Raw genomic sequence first — 23,997 nt, forward strand, 5'->3', positions numbered from 1 at the left:
AACGGTCCTCCTTTTCAACAAAGGAAGACCGTTTTTTAGTTTCTATCTATGAATTCGTTGAACTAGCCGACGAGGACGCTGCCATTGCGGCAATCGTCGCAGCCATGACTGCTTGCTGTGCTTGTAAAATCAGTTCTACAGACGTGGCAAGGCTGATGCTCGTCTCTTCTGCATTTTCCGTTAACTGGTGCATGATATAGCCCACTGCGATGGATAAGGCCATCTCTCGATTCCATCGAAACAACTTGGACTCCTCCAACGCATGCGTCAGTTCAACAACACGCTTCAGTTCCGAATCCGCCACGCTAAATACCGTTAAAAATCCAATCATCGGGTAGTGCACAGGACGTACTTTCGTCTCTCGTTTGAACTGTTCAAGCACTTCCGTCGCCCTTGATACAAGTAACGGGTCGAATGCCATATCGATATATGTCATCACTTGCGACAACCATTGCAGTTCATTGCCCGAACGAAAACCTTCTTTCCGTAACGCATCATAATATGTACGCATCGACTTTGCATGCTCGATTGGATCCGCATTGCGTTTTCCAAGAAGCACTGCATACGCATAATCGTCATCTGATGTCAGGAAAAAATGCTGTTTCTTCATGGCATCATACAGTTTTTTGGCCTGACGGGCTTCATTGTCATATCGTTCTGGGTCGTTCGTCATGAGAAGTGCGGCCAAATACGTATAGATTGAGTTTCGGAAACCAACACCCTTTAGCACTTGCTGCTTAGCAAATAGACGATCCACTTCTTCATCTATTTTCGTTTCGGGTTGATCGAGAAAAGCAGCCATCATTGGTAGCAAATTTCCACGTAGCGGGGACAGCCAACCAGCTCTACTTTTCAGCGCATCCATCGCCCGATTCAAACTTTGCGCATCGAACTCTCGCTCAGAGGTCACGTAATAAGATGTAATCGTTAAGACCACATTCTTATCAACCGTCCACCCTGCCAATGACTTCACTTTCTCATATGTCATGTCAACTTCCTGCCTAATCACATTCGTATCCATTCCACACCTCTCCTTTCATATATATACGATTTATATGCCAAAAAGTTTCAAGTTTGTTGGATAAATACCCATTAAATTGCTATGATGAACAAAAGCGCAAGCGCCTGTTCAGGGGCGACAGGCGTTGGCCGACTAAATTCGCCGCGTCCTGCGGCGACGACTGCATGACCTACATCCTGTAGGCCCAAACGACCCGAGCCCCTAGGCGCTGGAGCCTAGACGGAAAAAATACAGATGAATGGAGAGTTTCGCAATGTCTGAATTTGAAACAATGGTACAAACACAATCATTCCAATCAAAAGAGACACTCAAAGAACAACTTACTACACTCGGCATCCGGCCAGGCGACCAACTCATTGTCCATTCTTCACTCAAGTCGATGGGCTGGATCGCTGGAGGCGCCCAAGCCGTTGTCGAAGCACTTATAGAAACCGTAACACCAAAAGGCACAATTGTCATGCCTGCACAATCCGCGGATAACTCGGACCCTTCCTATTGGATGCTGCCACCTGTCCCTGAAGCTTGGCATGAACCAATTCGTCAGTCGATACCCGCTTATGACCCGCATCTAACACATTTGCGTGAGATGGGGAAAATTGCAGATTGCTTCCACCGCCATCCCGAAACCATTCGGAGTCCACACCCTGCACACTCTTTTATCGCTTGGGGTCGCCATGCCGCGCAGTGGATGAGCAAGCATCCGCTCGCTGATTCGTTTGGTATGACTTCTCCGCTTGGGCAGATGCTTGAAGCAGATGTAAAAATTGTATTAATTGGTGTTGGCTATGATTCGTGTACGGCCCTACATTTATCGGAATACCTTGCACCCGGGCTTACAACCTCTCCACAAGGTGCTGCAATTATACAAAACGGCAAACGAATTTGGGCCACATATGACATGGCCGACCTCGATTCCGATATTTTTCCTGAGTTAGGAAAAGCCTTCGAAGAAAGCCACACCGAGCCCACGCTTGATGGGAAGCTTGGACAAGCAACTTGCAAAGTGATTGCGATGAATCCGCTCATTACGTTTGGTACACAATGGATGCATGAGCATCGAACAAGAACAACGGTGCCGAATTGAAAAGTTGTAAAAACGCCTCTCCGCAAGCTTTATGACAAGCGGAAAGGCGTTTTTTAACTGTGTACTTCTTTCTTCGAAGCTTTCACAAGCGATACTACTGTTTGTAAATCATTGCGATGAAGCGCATCAACAATCGCGCTACCTACAATCACACCATCTGCAAACGCACCAATGGACTGCACTTGTTCAGGTGTTGAAATACCAAATCCTGCAAGCACGGGAACCGGGCTAACTGCTTTTAACTGCTGTAAATGTACCTCTAAGTTGTCGTTAAACCCGTCTCGCACACCTGTAATCCCATTCACTGTCACTGCGTAAATAAACCCTTCGCCCGCAGCCGTAATTTTCTCAATCCGATCCGGTGGACTTGTCAGCGACACAAGTGGAATTAGCGCAAGCTCTGCATCTGTGAACGCCGAACGGACTAAGCCACTCTCTTCATGTGGTAAATCAGGAATGATAAGACCGCTAACACCACTAGCCTGACACGCCTTCGCAAACGCCTCAATCCCAAAGCTCAAAATTGGATTCAGATACGTCATAATGACAAGTGGAACTGTCACTTCATCGCTAAATTCAGCAAGCTCTTTCAAAACGGTACGCAACGTCACCCCTTGCGCAAGTGCACGCTCCCCTGCTTCCTGAATAACTGGACCGTCCGCAACTGGATCCGAAAAAGGAATCCCCAGTTCGATTGCCGTCACACCTGTTTCCTGAAGAAATAAAATCGTCTTCTTCAACGTTTCAATGCCCCCGTCGCCCGCCATAATATACGGAACAAACGCTTTGTCTCCACCATTCACACAGTCAACAAGGGCATTTGTTAGAGTCATTTTAGTCATTTAACCCACCTCCAAGCGCATCTCGCACCGTTTGTACATCTTTATCGCCACGTCCAGATAGGCAGATGACAAGAATCTCTTCTTCGCCCATCGTTCCTGCCAATTCTACTGCGTAATGCACCGCATGCGCACTTTCAAGCGCAGGAATAATGCCTTCCGTTTTCGCCAATAACTGCAAGGCTTCCAATGCCTCCGTATCCGTCACGGACGTATAGTGTACACGCCCAATATCATGTAAATGACAATGTTCCGGACCAACAGCCGGATAATCGAGCCCCGCTGAAATCGAATGCGCTTCTTGGATAAAACCATTCTCGTCTTGCAAAATATACATATATGCTCCGTGTAGCACACCTGCTTTGCCATCCGCTATCGCTGCTGCATGCTTCCCAGTTGCAATTCCGCTACCAGCTGCTTCAACACCGTACAACGCTACCGCTTCGTCCTCTACGAACGGATGGAACATACCGATTGCGTTGCTGCCTCCGCCAATGCAAGCCACAACAGCATCCGGCAATCGACCTTCCTTCTCAACGATTTGTCGTCTCGTTTCTACGCCAATGACACGCTGAAAATCACGGACAATTCTCGGGAACGGATGTGGTCCAAGCGCGGAGCCTAAAATATAATGCGTATCTTCCACATTTGCTACCCAGTAACGCAACGCATCGTTGACCGCATCCTTCAACGTACCACTACCATTCTCAACCGAAACAACCTTCGCGCCCAGCAATTCCATACGGAACACATTCAATTCCTGCCTGCGAATATCTTCTGCGCCCATGAAAATGACACACTCTAGGTCAAACAACGCACAAACCGTCGCCGTCGCAACCCCATGCTGGCCCGCTCCTGTTTCCGCAACAATTTTCTTTTTGCCCATGCGCATTGCCAGTAAAGCTTGGCCAATGGTGTTATTGATTTTATGTGCACCCGTGTGGTTCAAATCTTCACGTTTCAAATAAATCTTTGCCCCACCTGCTTTTTTTGTTAGACGTTCTGCGAAATAAAGCGCAGTCTCTCGCCCAACAAAATCCTTTAAATAATAATCGACTTCGTCCACGAAAGCTGGATCTGCGATAGCTTCATCATAAGCTGCTTCCAGTTCCAAAAGTGCCGTCATCAATGTTTCCGGTACAAACTGACCACCATATTTCCCGTATCGACCTGCTCCAACCGTTTCAACCGCTTGTTGTTCTTTCACCATTAGCTCATCTCTCCTCGTCTTTAACCGCGCTTATAAAAGCACGAATCAAGTTCTCATCTTTTCTCTTCATGCTTTCCACACCACTCGAAACGTCCACCATATACGGTTGCACACGCTGAACCGCTTCGCCCACATTTTCTGCGTTCAATCCACCTGCTAGAATGATACGATCTTGTTGGATGCCTGCGTCTTTCATCAGCGCCCAATCGAACGTCTTGCCGCTACCACCCTTAAAGTCCGTTCCGGGTGTATCAAACAAGTAGTAATCCGCCGCATACTGCGTAGCCCGCTTGACGTCTTCTTCATTATGAACCGATAACACTTTAATAGAGGGAAGCCTCATTTTTTTGATGAAATCCGCACTTTCATCCCCATGATATTGGACGTAATCCAATGGTACTTCTCGGTACGCTTGCTCCAATTCTTCGGGAGAAGCGTTGACAAACACGCCTATTTTCAACACACCCGAAGGAATCTCCCGTGCAAGCTCCTGCGCTTGTTGAATCGTTACTTGGCGCCGACTTGGTGCAAAGACAAAACCAATCGCATCTGCCCCGGCATCCACTGCTACCTTCACATGCTCGCTTTCCATTAAGCCGCAAATCTTTACCTTAGTCATCGAACCACTCCCTGTCGAGCAACTTGTAAAGACCGAAGTGCCGTAGCGACCGAATCGCTGCGCATCAATGATTCCCCTACAAGCACAGCACTTGCGCCCGCATCCGACACACGCACGGCATCCGCCGCTCCCCAAATGCCACTTTCGCTAATGAGTACACGCTCTTCATGAAACGGAAACACTGCGGCAATTTCCTCTGTCCGTTGCAAATCGACTTCAAATGTTCGCAGATCCCGATTATTAACACCAATTAGTTTTGCATCAATGGCAAGTGCACGTTGGAGCTCTTCTTCGTCATGCACTTCCACAAGTACTTCAAGTCCAGCCGCAACCGCATAAGCATGCAATGTAGCCAGTTCTTCATCTGTTAGTGCAGCAACAATTAGAAGAATAACGGATGCCCCCGCCTGTTTCGCATGGTCAATTTGCACTTGATGGATGATAAAATCCTTACAAAGCAATGGAATCGGAACATTCGCCGCAACAGCTGCTAAATCAGCGAAGGAGCCTTTAAAAAAAGGTGCATCTGTTAAGACGGAAATGCATGCAGCACCTGCATTGTAGTACGTCATTGCCTGCGCAACTGGGTCTGCCCCTTCTGCAATAAGCCCCTTCGACGGAGAGGCACGCTTCATTTCCGAAATGACTTGCAAATGCTCCGTTTGATACAATTTATCGAACAAAGACGGACGTGATGGACGATTTTCTCGTTGGACAAGCTGCTGCGTCAATAGCTGCTGTACTTCAACCCGCTTCTCTTGCAAAATCTTCTCTAAAATCGTCATTTCGCCACCGCCCTTTGTCTACTCTGTTCACTAAACGCAACGACAGCATCGAGTTTCTGTAACGCTCTGCCCGATAATATACTATCCGTTGCTTGTTTAACGCCTTCTTGAATCGTTCCGACCTGCCCATTAGCAAACAATCCGATGCCTGCATTTAACACAACTGTGTCAAAATGCGGGCCACGCTTTCCTTGGAAAATGGATCGAATAATCGCCGCATTTTCCTTCGCATCACCACCACGGATAGCTGAAGCAGGGGCTGCGGTAAGTCCAACATCATCTGCCGTTAACGAGAACGGAATAAGATCACCCTTATCGAGCAACACAAAAATGTTTTGTCCTGCGAGTGACGCCTCATCCATACCGCCTGCACCAGATACGACAATCGCACGCTCTCGACCTAGCATCCGAAGAACCGTTGCATAATCCATCGTGAAATCAGGGCGATTAATGCCTGTAAACTGTGTTTTTAATGGAATCGGATTCGTCAATGGCCCAACAAGATTGAAAATCGTCGGCTTGCCAATTTGTTGACGTATCGCACCAATGCGCTTCATCTTCGGATGTACATGTGGGGCATGCAGGAATGTGATACCTACTTGCTCCAGCAACTCCGCCGTTTCCTCCGCACTGAAATCACCGCGAATACCAAGCTCCTCCAACACATCCGAGCTACCTGTTGCACTTGAAATTTTCCGATTACCATGTTTGGCAACTGCAACGCCTGCTCCTGCCAGTACAAATGCAGAAGCCGTACTAATATTGAAACTATTTGAACCATCGCCGCCCGTGCCGCAATTATCCATATATACACCATGCGGTACTTGTAACTGAACAGCATGCGATTTCATAACCGATGCAAGTGCGGCTACTTCATGTGCCGTCTCTCCTTTACGGGATAGCGCAACGAGGAAATCAGCAATGTCTTGTGCTTCTGTCTGTTCATTAAACAGGTATGCCGCTACTTCCAACATTTCCTCATACATTAAATGCTTGCTCGCCTCTACTTTTTCGATATATCTTCTCATCTCAATCTCTCCTCTGCTCTTCTCAGTTCGTTCATTGATTAATTGACGACTTCTAACAAGGAACGGGCTTTATTGACCGTCTCCATAAACTCTGCTGTCGGATCTGATGCTTGCACAATCCCCGCTCCTGCTTGCACATGCGCTTTGCCGTCTCTGATAATCATCGTCCGAATCGTTAGTGCAAAATCCATATTGCCGTTATAGCCGATATAGCCAATTGCACCACCATAAATGCCACGATCCATCTTCTCCAACTCGTCAATCAATTCCATCGCTCGCGTTTTCGGTGTCCCGGTTACCGTCCCCGCCGGCAAACAAGTGCTAAGCGCATCTAGTGGATGGAGTACTGGCGACAACGTCCCCTCTACCTCCGACACAATATGCATAACATGCTCGTAGCGAACAACTTCCATATAACTCGTCACGTTCACAGAGTCCGGCACGCAAACTATTTCTAAATCACGCTGCCCCAGTTCCACCAACATATCGTGTTCCGCCAGCTCTTTTGGGTCTGCGCGTAACTCTTTTTCAAGTGCCACATCTTCCGCTTTATCCTTACCACGTCGTCGTGTCCCCGCAATCGGATTCGTCATCACTTTACGATCCGAAACGCGAACCAAACTTTCTGGCGATGTCCCGACAACGACATGATCGTCAAATTCCATATAGTACATATAAGGAGAAGGATTACGTTTTCTTAGTTTCCGATAAAGAGAGAACGGATCGCCTTTGAAATCAGCTACTAGCCTTCTCGACAGCACAACTTGTTCAACTTCGCCTGCTTCGATATGGCCTTTTGCTTCACGCACCAACGCTTCAAACTGCTGTTGTGTTACCGAACTCGTATAATCGGAGATTTCAAAAGTGGTATCCTCTTTTTCTGGACCCGACAACATATTTTCCGCCAATGCATCTAAGTCAGGAACACTTCGCACTTCATTGATTTCTGTATGCAGCAACGTCACTTCATTCAACACATGGTCGAAAACGACGATGGTTTCATAGATATTAAAGTTCACATCGGGAAATCCTAACTGCTCCTCGATTGTGCTCTCACCTTTACGCGCTGCCCCGTAGCCGACATAACCGACCGCACCACCTGAGAATGGGAAATCAATATCATCTGTAATTTGTGGCATCAACCTCTTCAGTAATACAAACAAGTCGCCTTCATGGCTATATTTCTTGCCTGTCGCGTAGACATGCTCTTCAATCTTTCCGTCCCGCCCACTATAGGATTTCACTGGGTCCATGCCCATGAAGGAATAACGTCCTGACCCATCATGTTTGGAAGAACTTTCAAGCAAAAACTTCCGCTCACCTTGCATTCTTCGAAAGATTAATATAGGCGTTAAGGAATCACCATTCACCTTTTTCATCGTTGTCCGCAAGCTCATCTTTTCTGTACTCATCTCATCTCTCCTTATCTCGTCTGTTTTACTAAAAAGGAATCCGATTCTATAAAATAGAAAAAGTCCTCTGCAAAAGGACAGGATAGTCCGATTGCAGAGGACGGAATTGACCGCGTTGCCACCTCTAATTGAAGCATTGCTGCTTCCACTTAGCGTGTCAGTTGGATCTGACACATCCCGTAACGTAGGATTCACGTCTTCCTTGAAAAAAATAGTCAAGGTAGCTCTCATAAGTCCATTCACACCGGCTGCGAATCAGTTCTCACCATCCACTGACTCTCTACAATCGCACACCTGCGCTACTCTTCTTATTCAATAATTTCTCTTCTATGCTCATCTCATCTGTTCTATGGGAGGCGCCGCTCCCGGCACCCTCTGCCCAAATCCGAACAAAAAAGTTATTCCTATCTTAGTACGGAGAGAAAGAATTGTCAACCTTTTCTGTTTAGTCATCTTTATTCAGCCAAGGCATCTTTGAAGAGTTCTAGGCAGTCGTTTGTTTTCCAATGCGGTATACTTAATGCATTAACTAAAGCAGGTGATCCTAATGAGAATTAACAAATACTTAAGCGAAGCAGGCATTGTTTCCCGGCGCGGTGCCGATAAATGGATTGCAGACGGACGTATTACGATTAACGGGCAGCTTGCCGAGCTCGGCAGCAAAGTGGCAGAGGGCGATGATGTCCGTGCAGACGGCAAGCCTGTGAAAGTAGAGGAACAACTCGTCTACATTGCACTCAATAAGCCTGTCGGCATTACGAGTACAACAGAGCGTCACATCAAAGGAAATGTCGTCGATTTCGTTAACCATCCCCTCCGTATTTTCCATATCGGTCGACTCGACAAAGACTCAGATGGACTGTTACTTCTGACAAACGATGGCGATATCGTCAATGAAATCTTGCGCGAAGAACACGGCCATGAAAAAGAATACATCGTCACTGTCGATTCTCCCATTACCAAAGCATTCATCGACAAAATGGAATCGGGCGTTAAAATTTTAGGAACCGTAACCAAACCATGCAAAGTCAAACAACTCGGTCCTCGCACATTCAACATTACATTGACACAAGGCCTTAACAGGCAAATCCGTCGCATGTGTTCTGCACTCGGCTACAATGTCCGCAATTTACAACGCACACGTATCTTAAATATCCATCTTGGCGACTTGCCAAACGGACAATGGCGTGATTTAACACAAGAAGAACTTACTGAAATGTTTAAGATGATGAACTACAAACCAAAACGATGAGGAAAAGCTGTTCTGCATTGGGGACTCCCATGCGGAACAGCTTTTTATTGATGATCAGGTGATTTCTTGTGTCTAATTGCATCATTCATCACCTATCGAACGCCATTATTGGGTCTATTCTGGTATAATAGTGAGAAAGAAATTTAGGGGAGGATTCGAATGAAACTAAAAAAGTTAACAGGTAAACAACGGCTTGCGATTATAGCGCCATTGACATTTGTCATGATGGCCTTTCTAGTCGGAGCTCAGTCTTATTTTAATAACAAGGAAATAGGATTCGCGAGTACGGAGTGTTTAGAACAAGGTGGCTCCATAACCGTAGAAACTTCTTTTTTAGCACTCGAGTATTCTTTTTCCTGTGATAATTAATCAATAACGTTCGTTACAATCACTCTAGAACTCTGAATAGATCGGTGCTTAGCAACAGCTTATTTTAATCAAATCAGTTGTCTATATCATTCAACTGCCATACAATAAAAATAACTGAACATTGCGACCACATATAAAAGGAATGATGTCACCATCAGAAATAGAAGGAATACGGCATTTGCTACTAAAACTCTCCGATTATTTTCGATTGTATTGCTAATCATCGTGGCCATCGTCATAACACTGACTGCTTTTCTTAACTTCTATCCTGGAGGATATTCGTTAGAAACAAGTAATAGTGAAATCGTGATTGAAAAAGGAATGCTAAAAAAAGAAGCCTATACCTTTAACATAACAAAGGATAACGAGCTGACAATCGCTTTACTAGAATATGACATCAACTTTGTCAAAACTCTATGGTATGTAAGTATAATCTCTATGACAGCCATCTTAATCGGATCAGCAAACTTTTTAAGAATCAAAAACAAAATCGCTTTCACCATAACTATAACGGTATTTATTATATTATTGTTGATTATATTCGCTTCGTATATGAACTCCATCAATAACATAGAAAGCCTCATTTTATCTTTGAAAAAATAAAAAACGGTTCCACATCGAGAATTTCTCCGTGTGGAACCATTTTTAGTTGAATTGCATATTTGCAATGGCAATCGCGATTGCATCCAGCACTTCTGGTGTCGTATCATTCAAAAAGTTGTTGATCATCACAGAAAAGATCAATGTCTCATCGTTTGCTGTTTTCACATAGCCTGATAGCGCACTAACGCCATTTAATGTCCCCGTCTTCGCCTGCACATTATCTGCCGCCGCAGTCCCTTCCATCCGATTGCGCAATGTCCCGCCAATAAACCGCTCATTACTTCCCGCTACTGGGAGCGATTGTAGAAATTCCGGATACCACGGTTTCGACTGTACGTTGTAGAGAAGCTTCGATACTTCATCCGCAGTCACCAAGTTTTTATGTGACATACCCGACCCGTCTCGCAGAAGCAACGTCGTTGTATCAATGCCCATATCGGCAAGTGTTGCTTCCATGACAGCTAGCCCTTTATCCCAACTGCCGTCCCCGCCAACTACACGCCCCATCTCTTTCACAAGTAATTCGGCATGTCCATTATTACTCAATTTCATGAATGGAATAAACAACTCTTTTAGTGGCATCGACTGTTTCGATGTGAGTAAAGTGGCTCCTTTCGGAACAGTTCTACGTGCTAATTTTGGTGTCGTAGAAAATACAATTCCCTGCTCCTCTATCGCTTGTTTGAAAATATTTGCTGTGTAGTTCGTCGGTTCCCAAACAGAAGCCCATGAACGTGCTTTTTTTGCACCTGCTGGAATCGTCCCCGAAACAATAAGTGTATTCGAGCCATGCTGCCTTTCAACTTGGATGCTTTTCTTGCCGCCTTTGCCGACAGTCTGCGTTTTATTCACAATGGTCATATAATCATTTGCCGGCACCATGCCGACATACCCCGCTTGTCCTACCTTTTTCGCGGGCGTTATTTCAACGATGACGGTTCCTGCATCATAGTCATCATTCGGCGACAGCGTCAACGCCGATACTTGTGCACCCGTATAGTACGGCTCGTCCGACCAATTCAAGTCTTGAGAAAATCGAACGTCATCATACCACGTGTCATCTCCGTATATATCCCCTTGAATCGTTTGAATGCCCGCCGCCTTTAAATCCGCTACAAATGCAGTCAACTCTTTCTTCGTCAGCGTCGGATCCCCCTGCCCTCGCAAATAAAGATTGCCCGCCAATACGCCACTCTGCACTTTACCGTCCGTATACAATTCCGTTTGAAATGTGTAATCAGTCCCCAACGTTTCAAATGCCGCCGCACCAGTTAGTAATTTCATAACGGATGCTGGATGAACGCGTATATCGCCTAAATGTGAATAAACCACTTCACCCGATGCAGCGTTTCGGATACTAATGGCGGTCGTCGCCCCTTGCAGCCTTGCATCTGCTAACAGTGCGTTCAATTCCGGAAAATCATCATTCTTATTTGGTTCTTCTATTTTGCTTGCTGTCACAACAGGCTTGTCTACAACCGCCACTGGTTGCTCCTCATCCTTTTCCATACACTTGACTAGCGTAAACACCACTAATACCACAAGAACAATCAACCATATCACACGCTTCGTACGCCTTTTCACAACTTCCCCTCCCACGGTGAATAGCTTGTCCAACTCGAAAAATATGACTCACGGCAAGCCGTGGACTAGTATATGCGCGGTTGGGTGGGAGTTATGCGTGGTTTGGCAACTTCATTACGCGGTTTCACGACAGGTTTACGCGCTTCGGCAGCTCCATTGCGCGGTTTCACAACAGGTTTGCGCGCTTCGGCAACTTCATTGCGCGATTTCACGACAGGTTTGCGCGCTTCGGCAGCTCCATTGCGCGGTTTCACGACAGGTTTGCGCGCTTTGGCAACTCCATTGCGCGGTTTCACAACAGGTTTGCGCGCTTTGGCAACTTCATTGCGCGGTTTCACAATAGGTTTGCGCGCTTCGGCAGCTCCATTGCGCGGTTTCACGACAGGTTTGCGCGCTTTGGCAACTCCATTGCGCGGTTTCACAACAGGTTTGCGCGCTTTGGCAACTTCATTGCGCGGTTTCACAATAGGTTTGCGCGCTTCGGCAGCTCCATTGCGCGGTTTCACGACAGGTTTGCGCGCTTTGGCAACTCCATTGCGCGGTTTCACAACAGGTTTGCGCGCTTTGGCAACTTCATTGCGCGGTTTCACAATAGGTTTGCGCGCTTCGGCAGCTCCATTGCGCGGTTTCACGACAGGTTTGCGCGCTTTGGCAACTCCATTGCGCGGTTTCACAACAGGTTTGCGCGCTTTGGCAACTTCATTGCGCGGTCTCACAATAGGTTTGCGCGCTTCGGCAGCTCCATTGCGCGATTACGAAACGGGTTTGCGCGCTCTACCGCCCAGCCCCCTGTGACAACCAAATCACATTCGGATCCTTCGTAAAATTAGCCACACTATATAACAATAAAACATCCGAAATACGTTGCTCCCCCAAATAAGCAAGCACATCCGCATGATAATAACGCAAATCCAGCACATGAATTTCTTCAAAGTGATTTGCTAAAAAAGGAATAAACGCATGCGCATAGGAATCCTTCACAACCGCTAACTTACGGCCATTCTTCAATCCAGTTTTAATCGTCACAAGCGCATGATTACCATCTAAAAACAACGAATACTGATCTCTTTTTTCAAGATAACCCCATTCATAGAAAGAATCCGATTCCTGCCCATCTTCATAGGTCACAGTTTGACTAGCTTCAAATTTTGGCAAGTAAACATCAATCTGATCCGGCTCAATCCCAATCGTATTTGCTTTCGAGTAACGTGTCCCATAAAAATTCTCCGACACCGTCTCTATGCGAAAATCATCTTCCTCATACGCTTCAATGCCCATCGCCTTCGCTGTTTCTCTATACGCCAAATACGCGCCGTGCATCGTCCAATGATGGTCCGTTTTAAAATATATAGGTTCATCCTTATTCAAACGCAGCACATCATAGACATCAACCACTCTCAGTACCGAAGCCAATTCCCTCTGCGCAGTCTCAAACGCTGCTCGTTCGTTCGCCGTCTGTGCAAAAAGTGGTAATTTATCCTCGTACAATGAAACCGAGGTCGGTGCGAGCAACAAATACGACTGAATCCCCTTCGCTCGCAAAGCAAAATCCTTCACGTAATTTTGGTTTTTCACAAACTGATCGCCGGGCTCATCAAACGGTTCAATCAAAAATCCATCTTCACCAAAAAAGACACCGTTATTTTCCTTTTTCAATACCCCCCGTTCAGCCAATGCCTTTAGCTGCACCCACTCATCCTTCCACCTAAACTGATCGACCAAATACGTCTCAAAACGCTCTGTAAACTTGCCAGAAGTAAATTGAGCCAACGACCATGCAGGCATTTGTGCCAACGGCCGATTTTCTCGCTCAGAAAAAGGACGGTCGCTAGACATCACATTCAATAAACCCACTCCAAAAATAAAGAGCAGAAACGCACCTACAAACCACTTTTTATAAATAAGCAATGCGCTCCCTCCATCAATTACGTCTCGGCGTAATAGCCGCCTGAGTTAAGTTAAAAGCGAAAATAAAGAAACGGATTATACGAATCATCCGCTAAATAAGCCGTTGCCAACACAAGGATGAGCAGACAACATACAGGAATCACAACATCCTCCATCATTTGATTCCACCGTGGAATCCTCTCCCTCAACACTCGCCAAACTGGCATGGCTCCCAAAAACGCCAGCAAAAAGAGAATGGCATTTGTATAAGCATCATATAAAAATTGCTCATTCATCAGGACTTGCCCTGAAAACCCAAACATGATTTTCAAATAGCTCACACTCATCGACAGATCCTCAAAAACGAACAATGCCCAACTAACCATCACAATAACAAATGCATAAACATGTTGAAACACAGGGTGTAGCCTTTCAAGAACCGTCAGTAAGCCTGCCTTTTCAATCGCAATAACGGCACCAAAATAGAGCCCCCACACCACGTAATTCCAAGCTGCTCCATGCCATAACCCCGTCAAACCCCAAACAATAAATAAATTTACATACAACCGAGACTTCCCTTTTCGACTCCCACCCAAAGGTATATAAACATAGTCCCGAAACCAAGCGCCCAGCGTCATATGCCATCTTCGCCAAAACTCCGTAATGCTCCGGGACACAAATGGGTAATTGAAGTTCTTAGGAAAATGAAAGCCGAACATTTTTCCAAGCCCAACGGCCATATCAGAGTACCCGCTAAAATCGAAATAGATTTGCAACCCGAACGCCGCAATCCCCATCCACGCCGACAAAACTGATAACTCTCCCGGACTTTGCTGCTGAATTTCACTCCATAGAAACCCCATATTATTCGCCAGTAATACCTTCTTCCCAAGGCCAATCAAAAAAATCTGCACGCCTTCTGAAAACTGGTCGAGCGTGACACGTCGATTTTGCAACTCTCGTTCAATAATTTCATAACGCACAATTGGACCCGCAATGAGCTGGGGAAATAAACAAACATATAGCGCAAGCGTCAACGGATTCCGCTGTGCCTTCACACGCCCTCGATATACATCAATGGCATATGACATCGTTTGGAACGTATAAAAAGACAATCCAATCGGCAATGGCAAGTCCAACGTACCAATCGTCGTACCGACTAGCTGATTGACACTGTCAATTAAAAAATCCGCATACTTGAAAAAAGACAGCACACTCAAATTGAGGACAATCGATGACAGCAACCCAATTCGTGCCTTCATCGGTGACGTTAAACGGTACTTTTGAATAAACAATCCATGAAAATAATCCGTAACTGCTGAAAAAAGCATTAAGAAAATATAAACAGGTTCTCCCCACGCATAAAATAACAAACTAACAATCAAGAGAATGCCATTCTTCATCTTTCTTGGTCCGCAAAAATATAGAAGTAATGTAATCGGTAAAAAGAAAAATAGAAATAATAAGCTACTAAATACCAAATCATCACTCCTTTGTCCGCAAAATCATCGTTTCCACAGTTTTTCATCAAATCAAAAGGCGCTTATTCAGCGCCTTTCATGCATTACTTTACCTGCCCATCAAAAATTTTCTCTACTGCATCTACATTGTCATAAGTCGCATAAAGCACGTAACTTCCTGTTGCTTTTAGAACATTGTTTTTCACTTTTTCAAACTGATCCGGCAAATATTGTTCCCATGTTTGAATTTGCGCATCCAATTCTTTTTGTAAAGATGCTTTCAATGCCTCTGCATCCTTTTGATCTTTTGCTTTTAAAACGATAATTTCATCAGCATTCGTATTGAACATGGCTTGGAGCATAGTACCTTCTGCCAGCAAATCCTGATCCAACGCTGTACGCTCAAAAAATACCTGTCCAAATGGATCGTCTGTCGTGGCGTCGAATACATTCGTCTCTACATAGCCCCCTAGGATTTCCTCGTCCGTACGCCCATCATCGTTCCCTGCATCTTTCACATCTTGGACAATTTGCGCCTTAATAGCATCCATGATTGCTGCAACAGATGTTTCGGCAGGAGCCTTTTCCCCCGAACTCTCACCGTTTGAACAACCCACTAGTGCAAAAATTGCCAATGCACATACAATCATGCCAACTCTTCTTTTCATAACAATAACTCCTCCTCAGTTACCAACTAACCACTATTTATGTCGTCACCTTCATTTGACGAATCACTTGTACATTTCGTTTCAATTATTTTCGCGCTACAATTATCAACTTGCTCCATGAAAAAAGCATCACTCCATTTAAGAATGATGCCCTTTCCGAATCAAGTTAAACCTTAAAGAATTCAATCTGTTCTTGTAAATCCCCCGCAAGATGGGCCAATGCTTCTGCAGATGCTGAAATTTCCTCCATAGACGCCAATTGTTCTTCAGTCGAGGCTGCTACATTTTGCGTACCTGACGCAGCTTCTTCCGCGATTTCAGCTAACGTTTCCTCAGATTGCAACACTTGTTCCACGCCAATCGACATTTCCTGGGCAGTTGCAGAAACCCCCTGTAGCTGACTCGCGACCTCATCCACAGATGTACGAATTTGGGCAAATGATTCGCCTGCTTTGTTGACGACTTCTATCCCATCTGTCACTTCCCCTGTCGCTTGTTCCATTGAGCGAACAGCCACTTGCGTTTCCTCTTGGATTACAGCAATCATTTGGGCGATGGTTTGTGCGGAGCCAGCCGACTGTTCTGCCAACTTACGCACTTCGTCCGCTACCACCGCAAACCCTTTACCATGCTCGCCCGCTCTTGCGGACTCAATCGCAGCATTTAGTGCCAATAGGTTCGTTTGTGTTGCAATATTGGTAATCTCTTCGATAATATTGCCGATATCCCGGGAGCGTTCACCCAATCCTTCTACTACGTTAGACAATTGAGAAACGGTCTTATTGATGGAGCCCATCTGTTCAATTGTCGATTGAATCGCTTCGTTACCTTCTAGTGCTTTTTGTGAAGTTTCAATTGCATTTGTTGTAATATCTTGTGTGTTCGATGCGATCAAACGAATACTCCCTGCCATTTCCTCAACGACTTGTTGACTCGCCTTCGTCTCTTCTACTTGACGCTCCGCACCAAAGGCAACTTCTTGAATCGTATGCGCTACTTCTTCACTAGCTTTCGTCGATTCTTCCGCACTCGCTGTCAACTCTTCAGATGAAGCCGCAACTTGTTCAGACGTATTATTTACTTGTCTCATAAGCTCTCGTAATCTAGACACCATGCTATTGAATGATGTCGTTAACACACCAATCTCATCTTTCGAACGATACTGCCCTTCAATCGCCAAATTACCATTCTCTGCTTCAACCATCAATGTTTCCATCTCTTTTAACGGAGTAATAATCATTCGTGCAATTACATATCCTAACGATATTTTCAACAAAAGTGCCAAAATAATAACTGTAACCACAATAATATTGCTCGTCTTAGCACTTTCCGTAATACTCTTGTCTAAATCATCTGCATAGTTTTCTAAGTAAGCCCCAATTTCCCCCAATAATGAATTCGTGCTTTCTAGTGTTTTTTTGAGTTCTTGCTTATATTTTATATACCCTAAATCAGCTTTCCCCTCAAAGACTAGTTCTCCCACCTTCTGTAACTCTACTAAATAGTCCGAATAACTTTCATTGAACTCAGCCATCTTTTTTCTTTCAGCATCCGACAACAAGATTTCCTCCAATTTCGCTACTAACTCTTGCGTTTCACTGATCCGCTCTTCAATAAGCGCCCCTAACTCAGCCTGTTCTGCTGAATCAGTCGTGAGCAGCATTTCCAATGTGTAACCATCTACTGCTCGATTATTCGTTCGAATTTGGGACTGCCACTTTATCGGGAGCAATCCTTCCTGATAAACTTGATCCGAGTTCTCTTTCATTTTTTGCATATAGTAGAAACCTGTTCCACCAATTGCAAAGAAAATGAGTACAGAAAGAGAAATTAAAATAAATAACTTTTTACCTATACTTGCATTGCGTAAACCCATTCTTGATCTGCCTCCTTTATAAGGATAATTCCTAGAGATACCAATAGATTACTTCCACTGAGCTAGTCATAAAGACCTTGTTTGTGTAATGAATAAATAAACTATTTATATAACAATATATGATAATAAATACCTATATAGTATGGTGTTTATTATAGCATGTATTTCTTCAAATATTCACCTTTTATCTACTATAGAATCTAGTGTTTGTATTCCGGTAAGTATTTCAATCTTCGAACCATTACGACTATACTTTGTTACACGTGAAACTTTTCATATTAGCAAAATCTAGCGCTTAAACACAAAAAGGTTACCCTATCAGCCATAATGACGAATAGGATAACCTTTCTCTTTGTATATACTTAAACCAATACTTCTTCAAGTTGGCGCATTGTACCGTTTTTCGCTAGATTAATATGCCAAGACAATGCTTTCTCCAAGACATGTGGTGTTTGACCGCCTCTTTCAAGCGCTTCCGCATAATACTCCCGTAATTGTTCACGATACATCGGGTGTGCACAACGCTCAATGATAAGTCCAACTCGTTCCCTCGGAGCCATTCCGCGTAAATCGGCATAACCTTGTTCCGTGACAATAACATCCACATCATGCTCCGTGTGATCCACATGAGAAACGAACGGAACGATACTTGAAATATCTCCGCCTTTTGCAATAGACTTCGTAACGAAAATTGCAAGACGTGCGTTACGGGCAAAATCGCCTGAACCGCCAATTCCATTCATCATTTTCGAGCCGGATACGTGCGTTGAATTGACATTTCCGTAAATGTCCAACTCAAGCGCCGTATTGATCGAAATCAAGCCAAGACGACGAATGATTTCTGGATGGTTCGAAATTTCTTGTGGACGCATCAAAATTTTATCTCGGTATTGCTCAAAGTTCCCAAAGACCTGCTCTGCTTTATCTTCAGATAATGTAATAGAAGCACAAGATGCAAAACGTACTTTGCCTGCATCCATTAAGTCGAAGACCGCATCTTGCAGCACTTCTGAATACACTTCCAAGTCTTCAAACTCGGAATCGATCATACCGTGAAGAACTGCATTCGCAACAGATCCAATGCCCGATTGTAGCGGTGCAAGTCGCTCTGTCAATCTGCCAGCTTGTATTTCTGAACGTAGGAACGTCAATAAATGTTCTGCCATAATCTCAGTTTCATGATCCGGCGCTACAATTGTTGACGGTGAGTCCAATTGATTCGTGAAAACGATGCCCTTCACCTTGCTCATATCGATTGGAATTCCGATTGTCCCAATACGGTCGTCTGCTTTTGTCAATGGAATCGGTAATCTTTCCCCTTGATTACCTGGCTCATACAAATCATGAATACCTTCCAATTGCGTAGAATGCGCTACGTTCAACTCAATGATAATCGATTTCGCATGCTGGGCGAATGACAACGAGTTTCCAACAGATGTTGTCGGGATAAGCATGCCATCCTCCGTGATTGCAACCGCTTCCAAAATCGCGAAATCAATTGGTCCGATAACTTCTGTACGCATTTGTTCAGCCATATGAGATAAATGATAATCGACAAAAAGGTGTTCTCCTGCGTTAATCTTTTTTCGCATTGCTGGATCTGCTTGGAAAGGTGCACGCTTATTCACAATGCCTGATTCCGCCAATAATTTATCCACATCTGAACCTAGTGATGCACCTGTATAGACGTCTACTTTAAATTGCTCTGTTTCTGCACGTTTCACTAATGCCAACGGAACCGCTTTCGCATCTCCAGCACGTGTAAACCCACTTAACCCCAATACCATACCATCTTCAATCCAAGACGCTGCTTCTTCTGCCGAGACGATGACATTATGCAACTGTTTATTTTTTATGCGATCTATATAATTTTCCATGTATGGATGCCTCTTTTCATAACTTTTAGATAAATTAATAGTAGCCCAATAAAATGCTTAAATGGACTTTTAGGAACTGGATACAAAATAACGGTCTAAGACATGCATTTTATTGTCCAGGGCAGCATATTTGCGTCAGTAATCCATTAAAAGCATGCAAACACATAGAGTTGCATGCTTTTCCACACTATTCAGAACCCTAATAACTTGCGAAAATAGCTTGAATAAGACTGACTTACAGGGATTCTCGTACCGTCTTCCATCGCTAACACAAAGGTCGAATGTGTATCCGGGTAAATCTCTTTAATATGATGAACATTGACAATGAATGAACGATGACAACGGACAAATGATTCACGTGGTAATAGATACTCAAAGTTTTGCAAAGAGTTTTTATGTGTGCCTGAACAACTGTCTGCCACAACATACGTTTTTCGGTCCTTCACCTCAATATACTTCACATCTGCAAAGGGTACGGGAATCCAGCCATCTTGCGTTTTCACCGTCACAACCGACTTTCCGTCCGTATACACAGGATAAATCGCTGTCACACACCCTTGTAACTGCCCATCCTGTTGGAAAGGCACCGCCATTCCATGATAAGGAACGCCAAATACATCACGATCAATAAATTCCGATACTTTCTGTTTCTCTAGCAGCGCTTTATGTGCAATTGTCCCCGGCTTAACTGGATCACCTGGTCTAATCTTCAAATCAATTCGTTTACTTGGTCGATAATAAATATAGGATTCTTTATTGGAGACGGCAATGGAGATTTCATCCGAAAATAATTCTCCTATTACATCTAACAGTGCATCAAGGCTTAATATTTCCATCTAGCATAACTCCTTTTTCAAAGTGACTAGAAAATAGCTTGTTTATTATTCACCTTCTCTATTATAATACAATAGAACCGTAGTCTAAAAATTTAGATAAATTTACAATTATGGTTGAAATGGTCTCAGAAACCCGAAAACTAAGGAGGATGTAAAATGCTTGTAAGAGATTTGTATTTACCTAAACAAGAAGTTGTCATCGCAAACACAGAGCAAACCGTCATTGAAGTTTTCAACACCATCAAAGCAAGTGGTTATAGATGTATCCCTGTTGTTGACCAGGATGAGGTCTATAAAGGAATGATTTACAAGGTCCATCTCATCGAATATTTATATGAAGAGAATGGTGACAAAGATGCTTCAATCGATCACTTGTTGAAGCACCAAGAGGCCTTTATTTCCGAGCGTTCCTCTTTCCTAAATGCACTCATCAGCATCAAAGCTTTACCTTTCTTGAGTGTTGTAGAAAACGATAAGCTCATCGGTATTTTAACGCATAACCGCGTAGAAAGTGTACTAGAAGATGCTTTCGGCTTGCAAACAGGCGGGATTAATATCACACTTTCTTCAGCGGAAGCTAAAGGGATGATTGAAAAGCTAACGAAAACACTTCGCGGCGAAAATATCGAGGGCATGTTTACATTGGATAATGGCTCCGTCTTAGCACGACGGGTTGTTATCACGATTGAACATGGCAAAACAGAAGCAGAACTTGAAAAATTGAAAGATAAGCTCGAAAAGGGTGGCTTCAGAATTTTACACATTGATATGATTGAAAAAAGCGAGTGATAAAAAACAGCTAGATCCAAGCGAATACTATCGCCTAGATCTAGCTGTTTAGTTGATTATCCCAACATTTTTTGAAAGGAAGTAATAGACAAGTGTTCAGTTATTGTAGTTTCACCTGTCTTAACAAAACCGTTCTTTTGATAGAATTGAATAGCTGGCGTATTTTTAGAACCCGTGGATACAATCAGCGTATCAACGCCTTCCTCATGACTGATGAAATCAATTAATTTCTTCGCAATGCCTTTTCGAAAATGTTGTGGGTGTACCATTAAACGATGGATGTCTATGATGTTTACTTCTATTTTTATCGAAATAGCCCCACATAATGTATCCTGCTCATAATATCCATAAAAAATTTCTTCACATTGCTGCAACGTATGGATTGTATCTTTTAATGGCGGAATCTCATAAAAGTCAATCAGCTCTGCCTCTACCAAATACGAAGGTATTTGCACACGCAATACTTCTTCCGCAAATTTCATATTTGCAATATCGCCCTTTTTAATCAATGTGATTCTCCTTTTATTCGCTCATCCGGTTCCGGCACACGTGCGAGTATGGCAATTCCGATGATAAATAGAATAATTAGGCTAAATACGCCATACGCTGAACTCCCTGTTAGCTGAGCAGTCACCCCTACAAGTAAAGGCCCCATCACCGATGCAAACTTGCCGAAAATATTATAAAAGCCGAAAAACTCATTGGATTTTTCTTTAGGTACAAGCCGTGCAAAATACGAACGACTCAGCGCCTGAATACCACCTTGCGACGTCGCCACAAGCATAGCCAATACCCAAAAATCCATAGTCGTTTTCATGAAGAACGCATAAATACAAACAATAATATAAACAAATATTCCTACATACAACATCTTTTTCCCTGTAAACCTTTGTGACAATTTCCCATAAAGAATCGCAAACGGTGCAGCCACTACTTGCGTCACAAACAGGATAATGAGCAAATTCGTCGCACTGATTCCTAAATCACTACCATATGCGGTCGACATCGAAATAATCGTCCCAACACCATCAATATAGAAAAAGTACGCCAATAAGAATAAAAATACTGTACGATATTTCCTAATTTCCTTAAATGTACCGCCAAGCCGTCTAAAACTACTACCAAGTAGATTAGGCTCTCGTTTAATGCCATGCAGCTGATGGACATTTTTCAACATCGGAATCGTAAATACAAACCACCAGATTGCCGTAATCACAAAAGCCAGTCGACTAGCTGTCGATGTCGCAAGTGGGATTGTACCCGTTTGTGACAATATAATAATCGCTATACTGATGATGAACGGAATCGTACTCCCGATATACCCTAACCCAAAACCACGTGCAGACACCTGATTCATGCGTTCTTCTGGCGTGACATCGACTAAAAACGCATCATAAAAGATATTCGCACCATGGAAACCTACAGCGGTTATCGTATATATGATTAACAGCCACAACCAATTATCCCCCGGTACAAATGCCAATGAAGCTGTCGCAGCCGTCCCCATTAAGAAAAAGAACATAAAAAACTTCTTTTTCAACCCCTCATAATCTGCAATTGTTCCTAGAACCGGGCCAATCATCGCTAAAATGAATGTCGCAATGGCTACCGTATATCCTAAATAAGCCGTCGAATTCGACATACTTACCCCTGCATCCGTAGCAACCGCCTTATAATACAACGGAAACACCGCCGTCGTAATAACAATCGAATACGCCGAGTTCGCCCAATCATAAAAAATCCAGCTGTTCTCTTGTTTGCTGTATTTCTTCATCCCGTCACCCCCTAAACTACTTATTCTATAGTGTACAATATGGTAGGACGGAAAATAGATAAAAATCAAAATTTTACAATTCTCCATAAAACTCAAAGGCAGGCGATTGCTATCCAACAAGTACTTTTACTACAACAAATCATCGACTATATTGAAGAACATATCAAAGAAGAGATTAAGCCCGAGAAACTGGCAAAAATGATCGGTTACTCTCCCTATCATTTTTATAGAATCTTTGATAAGCATATCGGCTACACGGTTATGGATTATGTCTCGAAAAGAAAGCTACAATACGCATTATTTGACTTAGGAAAAGGTGAAAAAATACTTCAAATCGCTTTGGATTATGGATTTGAAACACATGCCGGTTTTACCAAAGCTTTTAAGCGCTGTTTTGGGAGTCCACCAAGCTTATATCGACTTCATTGCCCACTTTCCTTGCCCCCAAAACTTAATTTATTAAGCCTTCGGCAAAAAGAAGTAGGCGGCATTGTCATGCAACCAAAAATTGTACGTAAGCCAGCCTTCACGATTGCTGGCAAAACATTTGAAAGTGCGATTGAAAAAGTCTCTTATACAAGAGATGCGCCTGCCTTTTGGGACCAAAGAATTTCCCTGGACGAATCCATCGAAAAAACATTGTACGAAGCGCTATCCCCACAAATACACGGTGAATATTGTCTTAATCTAAGCAACTCAGACTTAAAAAATCAATTTACCTATTTATTCGCAGTCAATTTCGATCAAGGAACTCAGTTACCGACTAGAATAACAAAGTTGCAAATTCCAGACGCAACTTACGCTGTTTTTAGAACTCCCCTTGTTCCAGTCGAACAATTTGTCGCCTCCATAAAAGGTACTTGGCAATATATTTTGGAAGATTGGTTGCCACATTCTTTTTATGAAGTCGATGAAACTAGCTATGACTTTGAGTATTACGATGAACACTGCCATGACTGGGAATATGAAAAAATATATATGGAAATCTACTTGCCTATTAAAGAAAAATCCAAAGGGTGAATGG

The 23,997-nt window shown here is 43.7% G+C and carries 22 protein-coding genes and 1 other annotated feature; of the genes, 5 read left to right on the forward strand and 17 right to left on the reverse strand.

Annotated elements, in window-relative coordinates; all coding sequences use genetic code 11:
- Window positions 1-46: 46 nt before the first annotated feature.
- Window positions 47-1,021 (reverse strand): DUF4003 family protein, encoded by a 975-nt coding sequence (locus MKY34_RS02970; RefSeq protein WP_342513767.1) that lies wholly within the window; start codon window positions 1,019-1,021, stop codon window positions 47-49.
- 253 nt (window positions 1,022-1,274) lie between these two features.
- Between MKY34_RS02970 and MKY34_RS02975 the strand changes: the two genes are divergently transcribed.
- Complete coding sequence (locus MKY34_RS02975) at window positions 1,275-2,105, forward strand: AAC(3) family N-acetyltransferase (protein ID WP_342513768.1); 831 nt, start codon at window positions 1,275-1,277, stop codon at window positions 2,103-2,105.
- Between the two features lie 53 nt (window positions 2,106-2,158).
- Here MKY34_RS02975 and trpA read toward each other — a convergent pair whose 3' ends face one another.
- Genes trpA through MKY34_RS03005 form a run of 6 tightly spaced genes read right to left on the reverse strand, consistent with a single transcriptional unit; the run spans window position 2,159 to window position 7,998 of the window.
- Entirely contained in the window at window positions 2,159-2,947 is a 789-nt protein-coding gene (trpA, locus tag MKY34_RS02980) for a tryptophan synthase subunit alpha (protein WP_342513769.1), read from the reverse strand.
- Window positions 2,940-4,154 (reverse strand): tryptophan synthase subunit beta, encoded by a 1,215-nt coding sequence (trpB, locus tag MKY34_RS02985; RefSeq protein ID WP_342513770.1) that lies wholly within the window; start codon window positions 4,152-4,154, stop codon window positions 2,940-2,942. Before trpB ends, trpA begins: the two co-directional genes overlap by 8 nt.
- Before the next feature lie 4 nt (window positions 4,155-4,158).
- Window positions 4,159-4,773 carry a phosphoribosylanthranilate isomerase gene (locus tag MKY34_RS02990; protein WP_342513771.1) on the reverse strand — a complete coding sequence of 205 codons (615 nt, stop codon included), beginning with the start codon at window positions 4,771-4,773 and terminating at the stop codon, window positions 4,159-4,161.
- Entirely contained in the window at window positions 4,770-5,558 is a 789-nt protein-coding gene (trpC, locus tag MKY34_RS02995; protein WP_342513772.1) for an indole-3-glycerol phosphate synthase TrpC, read from the reverse strand. The genes MKY34_RS02990 and trpC overlap by 4 nt, the downstream gene beginning before the upstream one ends.
- Window positions 5,555-6,586 (reverse strand): anthranilate phosphoribosyltransferase, encoded by a 1,032-nt coding sequence (trpD, locus tag MKY34_RS03000; protein ID WP_342513773.1) that lies wholly within the window; start codon window positions 6,584-6,586, stop codon window positions 5,555-5,557. The genes trpC and trpD overlap by 4 nt, the downstream gene beginning before the upstream one ends.
- A 38-nt stretch (window positions 6,587-6,624) precedes the next feature.
- The gene (locus MKY34_RS03005; RefSeq protein WP_342513774.1) at window positions 6,625-7,998 is read right to left on the reverse strand and encodes a chorismate-binding protein; all 1,374 of its coding nucleotides are present in this window, start codon (window positions 7,996-7,998) and stop codon (window positions 6,625-6,627) included.
- 93 nt (window positions 7,999-8,091) lie between these two features.
- Window positions 8,092-8,323 (reverse strand) — a binding site (T-box leader).
- Between the two features lie 222 nt (window positions 8,324-8,545).
- Between MKY34_RS03005 and rluF the strand changes: the two genes are divergently transcribed.
- Together rluF and MKY34_RS03015 are read left to right on the forward strand one after the other, a co-directional pair.
- Window positions 8,546-9,250, forward strand: a complete 705-nt coding sequence (rluF, locus tag MKY34_RS03010) for a 23S rRNA pseudouridine(2604) synthase RluF (protein WP_342513775.1) — start codon at window positions 8,546-8,548, stop codon at window positions 9,248-9,250.
- A gap of 159 nt (window positions 9,251-9,409) precedes the next feature.
- Complete coding sequence (locus MKY34_RS03015; RefSeq protein WP_342513776.1) at window positions 9,410-9,619, forward strand: hypothetical protein; 210 nt, start codon at window positions 9,410-9,412, stop codon at window positions 9,617-9,619.
- A gap of 645 nt (window positions 9,620-10,264) precedes the next feature.
- On the opposite strand, the gene dacB is transcribed toward MKY34_RS03015, so the two are convergent.
- The 8 genes from dacB to MKY34_RS03055 form a co-directional block, all read right to left on the reverse strand.
- Window positions 10,265-11,806 (reverse strand): D-alanyl-D-alanine carboxypeptidase/D-alanyl-D-alanine-endopeptidase, encoded by a 1,542-nt coding sequence (gene dacB / locus MKY34_RS03020; protein ID WP_342513777.1) that lies wholly within the window; start codon window positions 11,804-11,806, stop codon window positions 10,265-10,267.
- A gap of 65 nt (window positions 11,807-11,871) precedes the next feature.
- Window positions 11,872-12,522: a hypothetical protein gene (locus MKY34_RS03025; protein ID WP_342513778.1), complete on the reverse strand. Its 651-nt coding sequence runs from the start codon at window positions 12,520-12,522 to the stop codon at window positions 11,872-11,874.
- Window positions 12,523-12,580: 58 nt separating this feature from the next.
- Window positions 12,581-13,714 carry a DHHW family protein gene (locus MKY34_RS03030; protein ID WP_342513779.1) on the reverse strand — a complete coding sequence of 378 codons (1,134 nt, stop codon included), beginning with the start codon at window positions 13,712-13,714 and terminating at the stop codon, window positions 12,581-12,583.
- A 50-nt stretch (window positions 13,715-13,764) separates the two neighbouring features.
- The gene (locus MKY34_RS03035; protein WP_342513780.1) at window positions 13,765-15,174 is read right to left on the reverse strand and encodes an MBOAT family O-acyltransferase; all 1,410 of its coding nucleotides are present in this window, start codon (window positions 15,172-15,174) and stop codon (window positions 13,765-13,767) included.
- Between the two features lie 83 nt (window positions 15,175-15,257).
- Window positions 15,258-15,821 carry a DUF4358 domain-containing protein gene (locus MKY34_RS03040; RefSeq protein ID WP_342513781.1) on the reverse strand — a complete coding sequence of 188 codons (564 nt, stop codon included), beginning with the start codon at window positions 15,819-15,821 and terminating at the stop codon, window positions 15,258-15,260.
- Between the two features lie 166 nt (window positions 15,822-15,987).
- The gene (locus MKY34_RS03045; protein WP_342513782.1) at window positions 15,988-17,697 is read right to left on the reverse strand and encodes a methyl-accepting chemotaxis protein; all 1,710 of its coding nucleotides are present in this window, start codon (window positions 17,695-17,697) and stop codon (window positions 15,988-15,990) included.
- Between the two features lie 362 nt (window positions 17,698-18,059).
- Window positions 18,060-19,574 (reverse strand): acetyl-CoA hydrolase/transferase family protein, encoded by a 1,515-nt coding sequence (locus tag MKY34_RS03050; protein WP_342513783.1) that lies wholly within the window; start codon window positions 19,572-19,574, stop codon window positions 18,060-18,062.
- A 191-nt stretch (window positions 19,575-19,765) separates the two neighbouring features.
- Window positions 19,766-20,410 (reverse strand): LytTR family DNA-binding domain-containing protein, encoded by a 645-nt coding sequence (locus tag MKY34_RS03055; RefSeq protein ID WP_342513784.1) that lies wholly within the window; start codon window positions 20,408-20,410, stop codon window positions 19,766-19,768.
- A gap of 156 nt (window positions 20,411-20,566) precedes the next feature.
- Between MKY34_RS03055 and MKY34_RS03060 the strand changes: the two genes are divergently transcribed.
- Window positions 20,567-21,199, forward strand: coding sequence for a CBS domain-containing protein (locus MKY34_RS03060; protein ID WP_342513785.1), 633 nt, complete (start codon window positions 20,567-20,569; stop codon window positions 21,197-21,199).
- A 56-nt stretch (window positions 21,200-21,255) separates the two neighbouring features.
- Here MKY34_RS03060 and MKY34_RS03065 read toward each other — a convergent pair whose 3' ends face one another.
- Together MKY34_RS03065 and MKY34_RS03070 are read right to left on the reverse strand one after the other, a co-directional pair.
- A complete protein-coding gene (locus MKY34_RS03065; RefSeq protein ID WP_342513786.1) occupies window positions 21,256-21,708 on the reverse strand; it encodes a GNAT family N-acetyltransferase in 453 nt (150 codons plus the stop codon).
- The gene (locus tag MKY34_RS03070) at window positions 21,705-22,973 is read right to left on the reverse strand and encodes an MFS transporter (RefSeq protein ID WP_342513787.1); all 1,269 of its coding nucleotides are present in this window, start codon (window positions 22,971-22,973) and stop codon (window positions 21,705-21,707) included. Before MKY34_RS03070 ends, MKY34_RS03065 begins: the two co-directional genes overlap by 4 nt.
- A 39-nt stretch (window positions 22,974-23,012) precedes the next feature.
- On the opposite strand from MKY34_RS03070, the gene MKY34_RS03075 reads away from it, so the two are divergent.
- A complete protein-coding gene (locus tag MKY34_RS03075; protein WP_342513788.1) occupies window positions 23,013-23,993 on the forward strand; it encodes an AraC family transcriptional regulator in 981 nt (326 codons plus the stop codon).
- The last annotated feature ends 4 nt before the right edge of the window (window positions 23,994-23,997 follow it).

Source organism: Sporosarcina sp. FSL K6-1522, assembly GCF_038622445.1.
In the GTDB taxonomy this organism is placed as follows: Bacteria; Bacillota; Bacilli; order Bacillales_A; family Planococcaceae; genus Sporosarcina.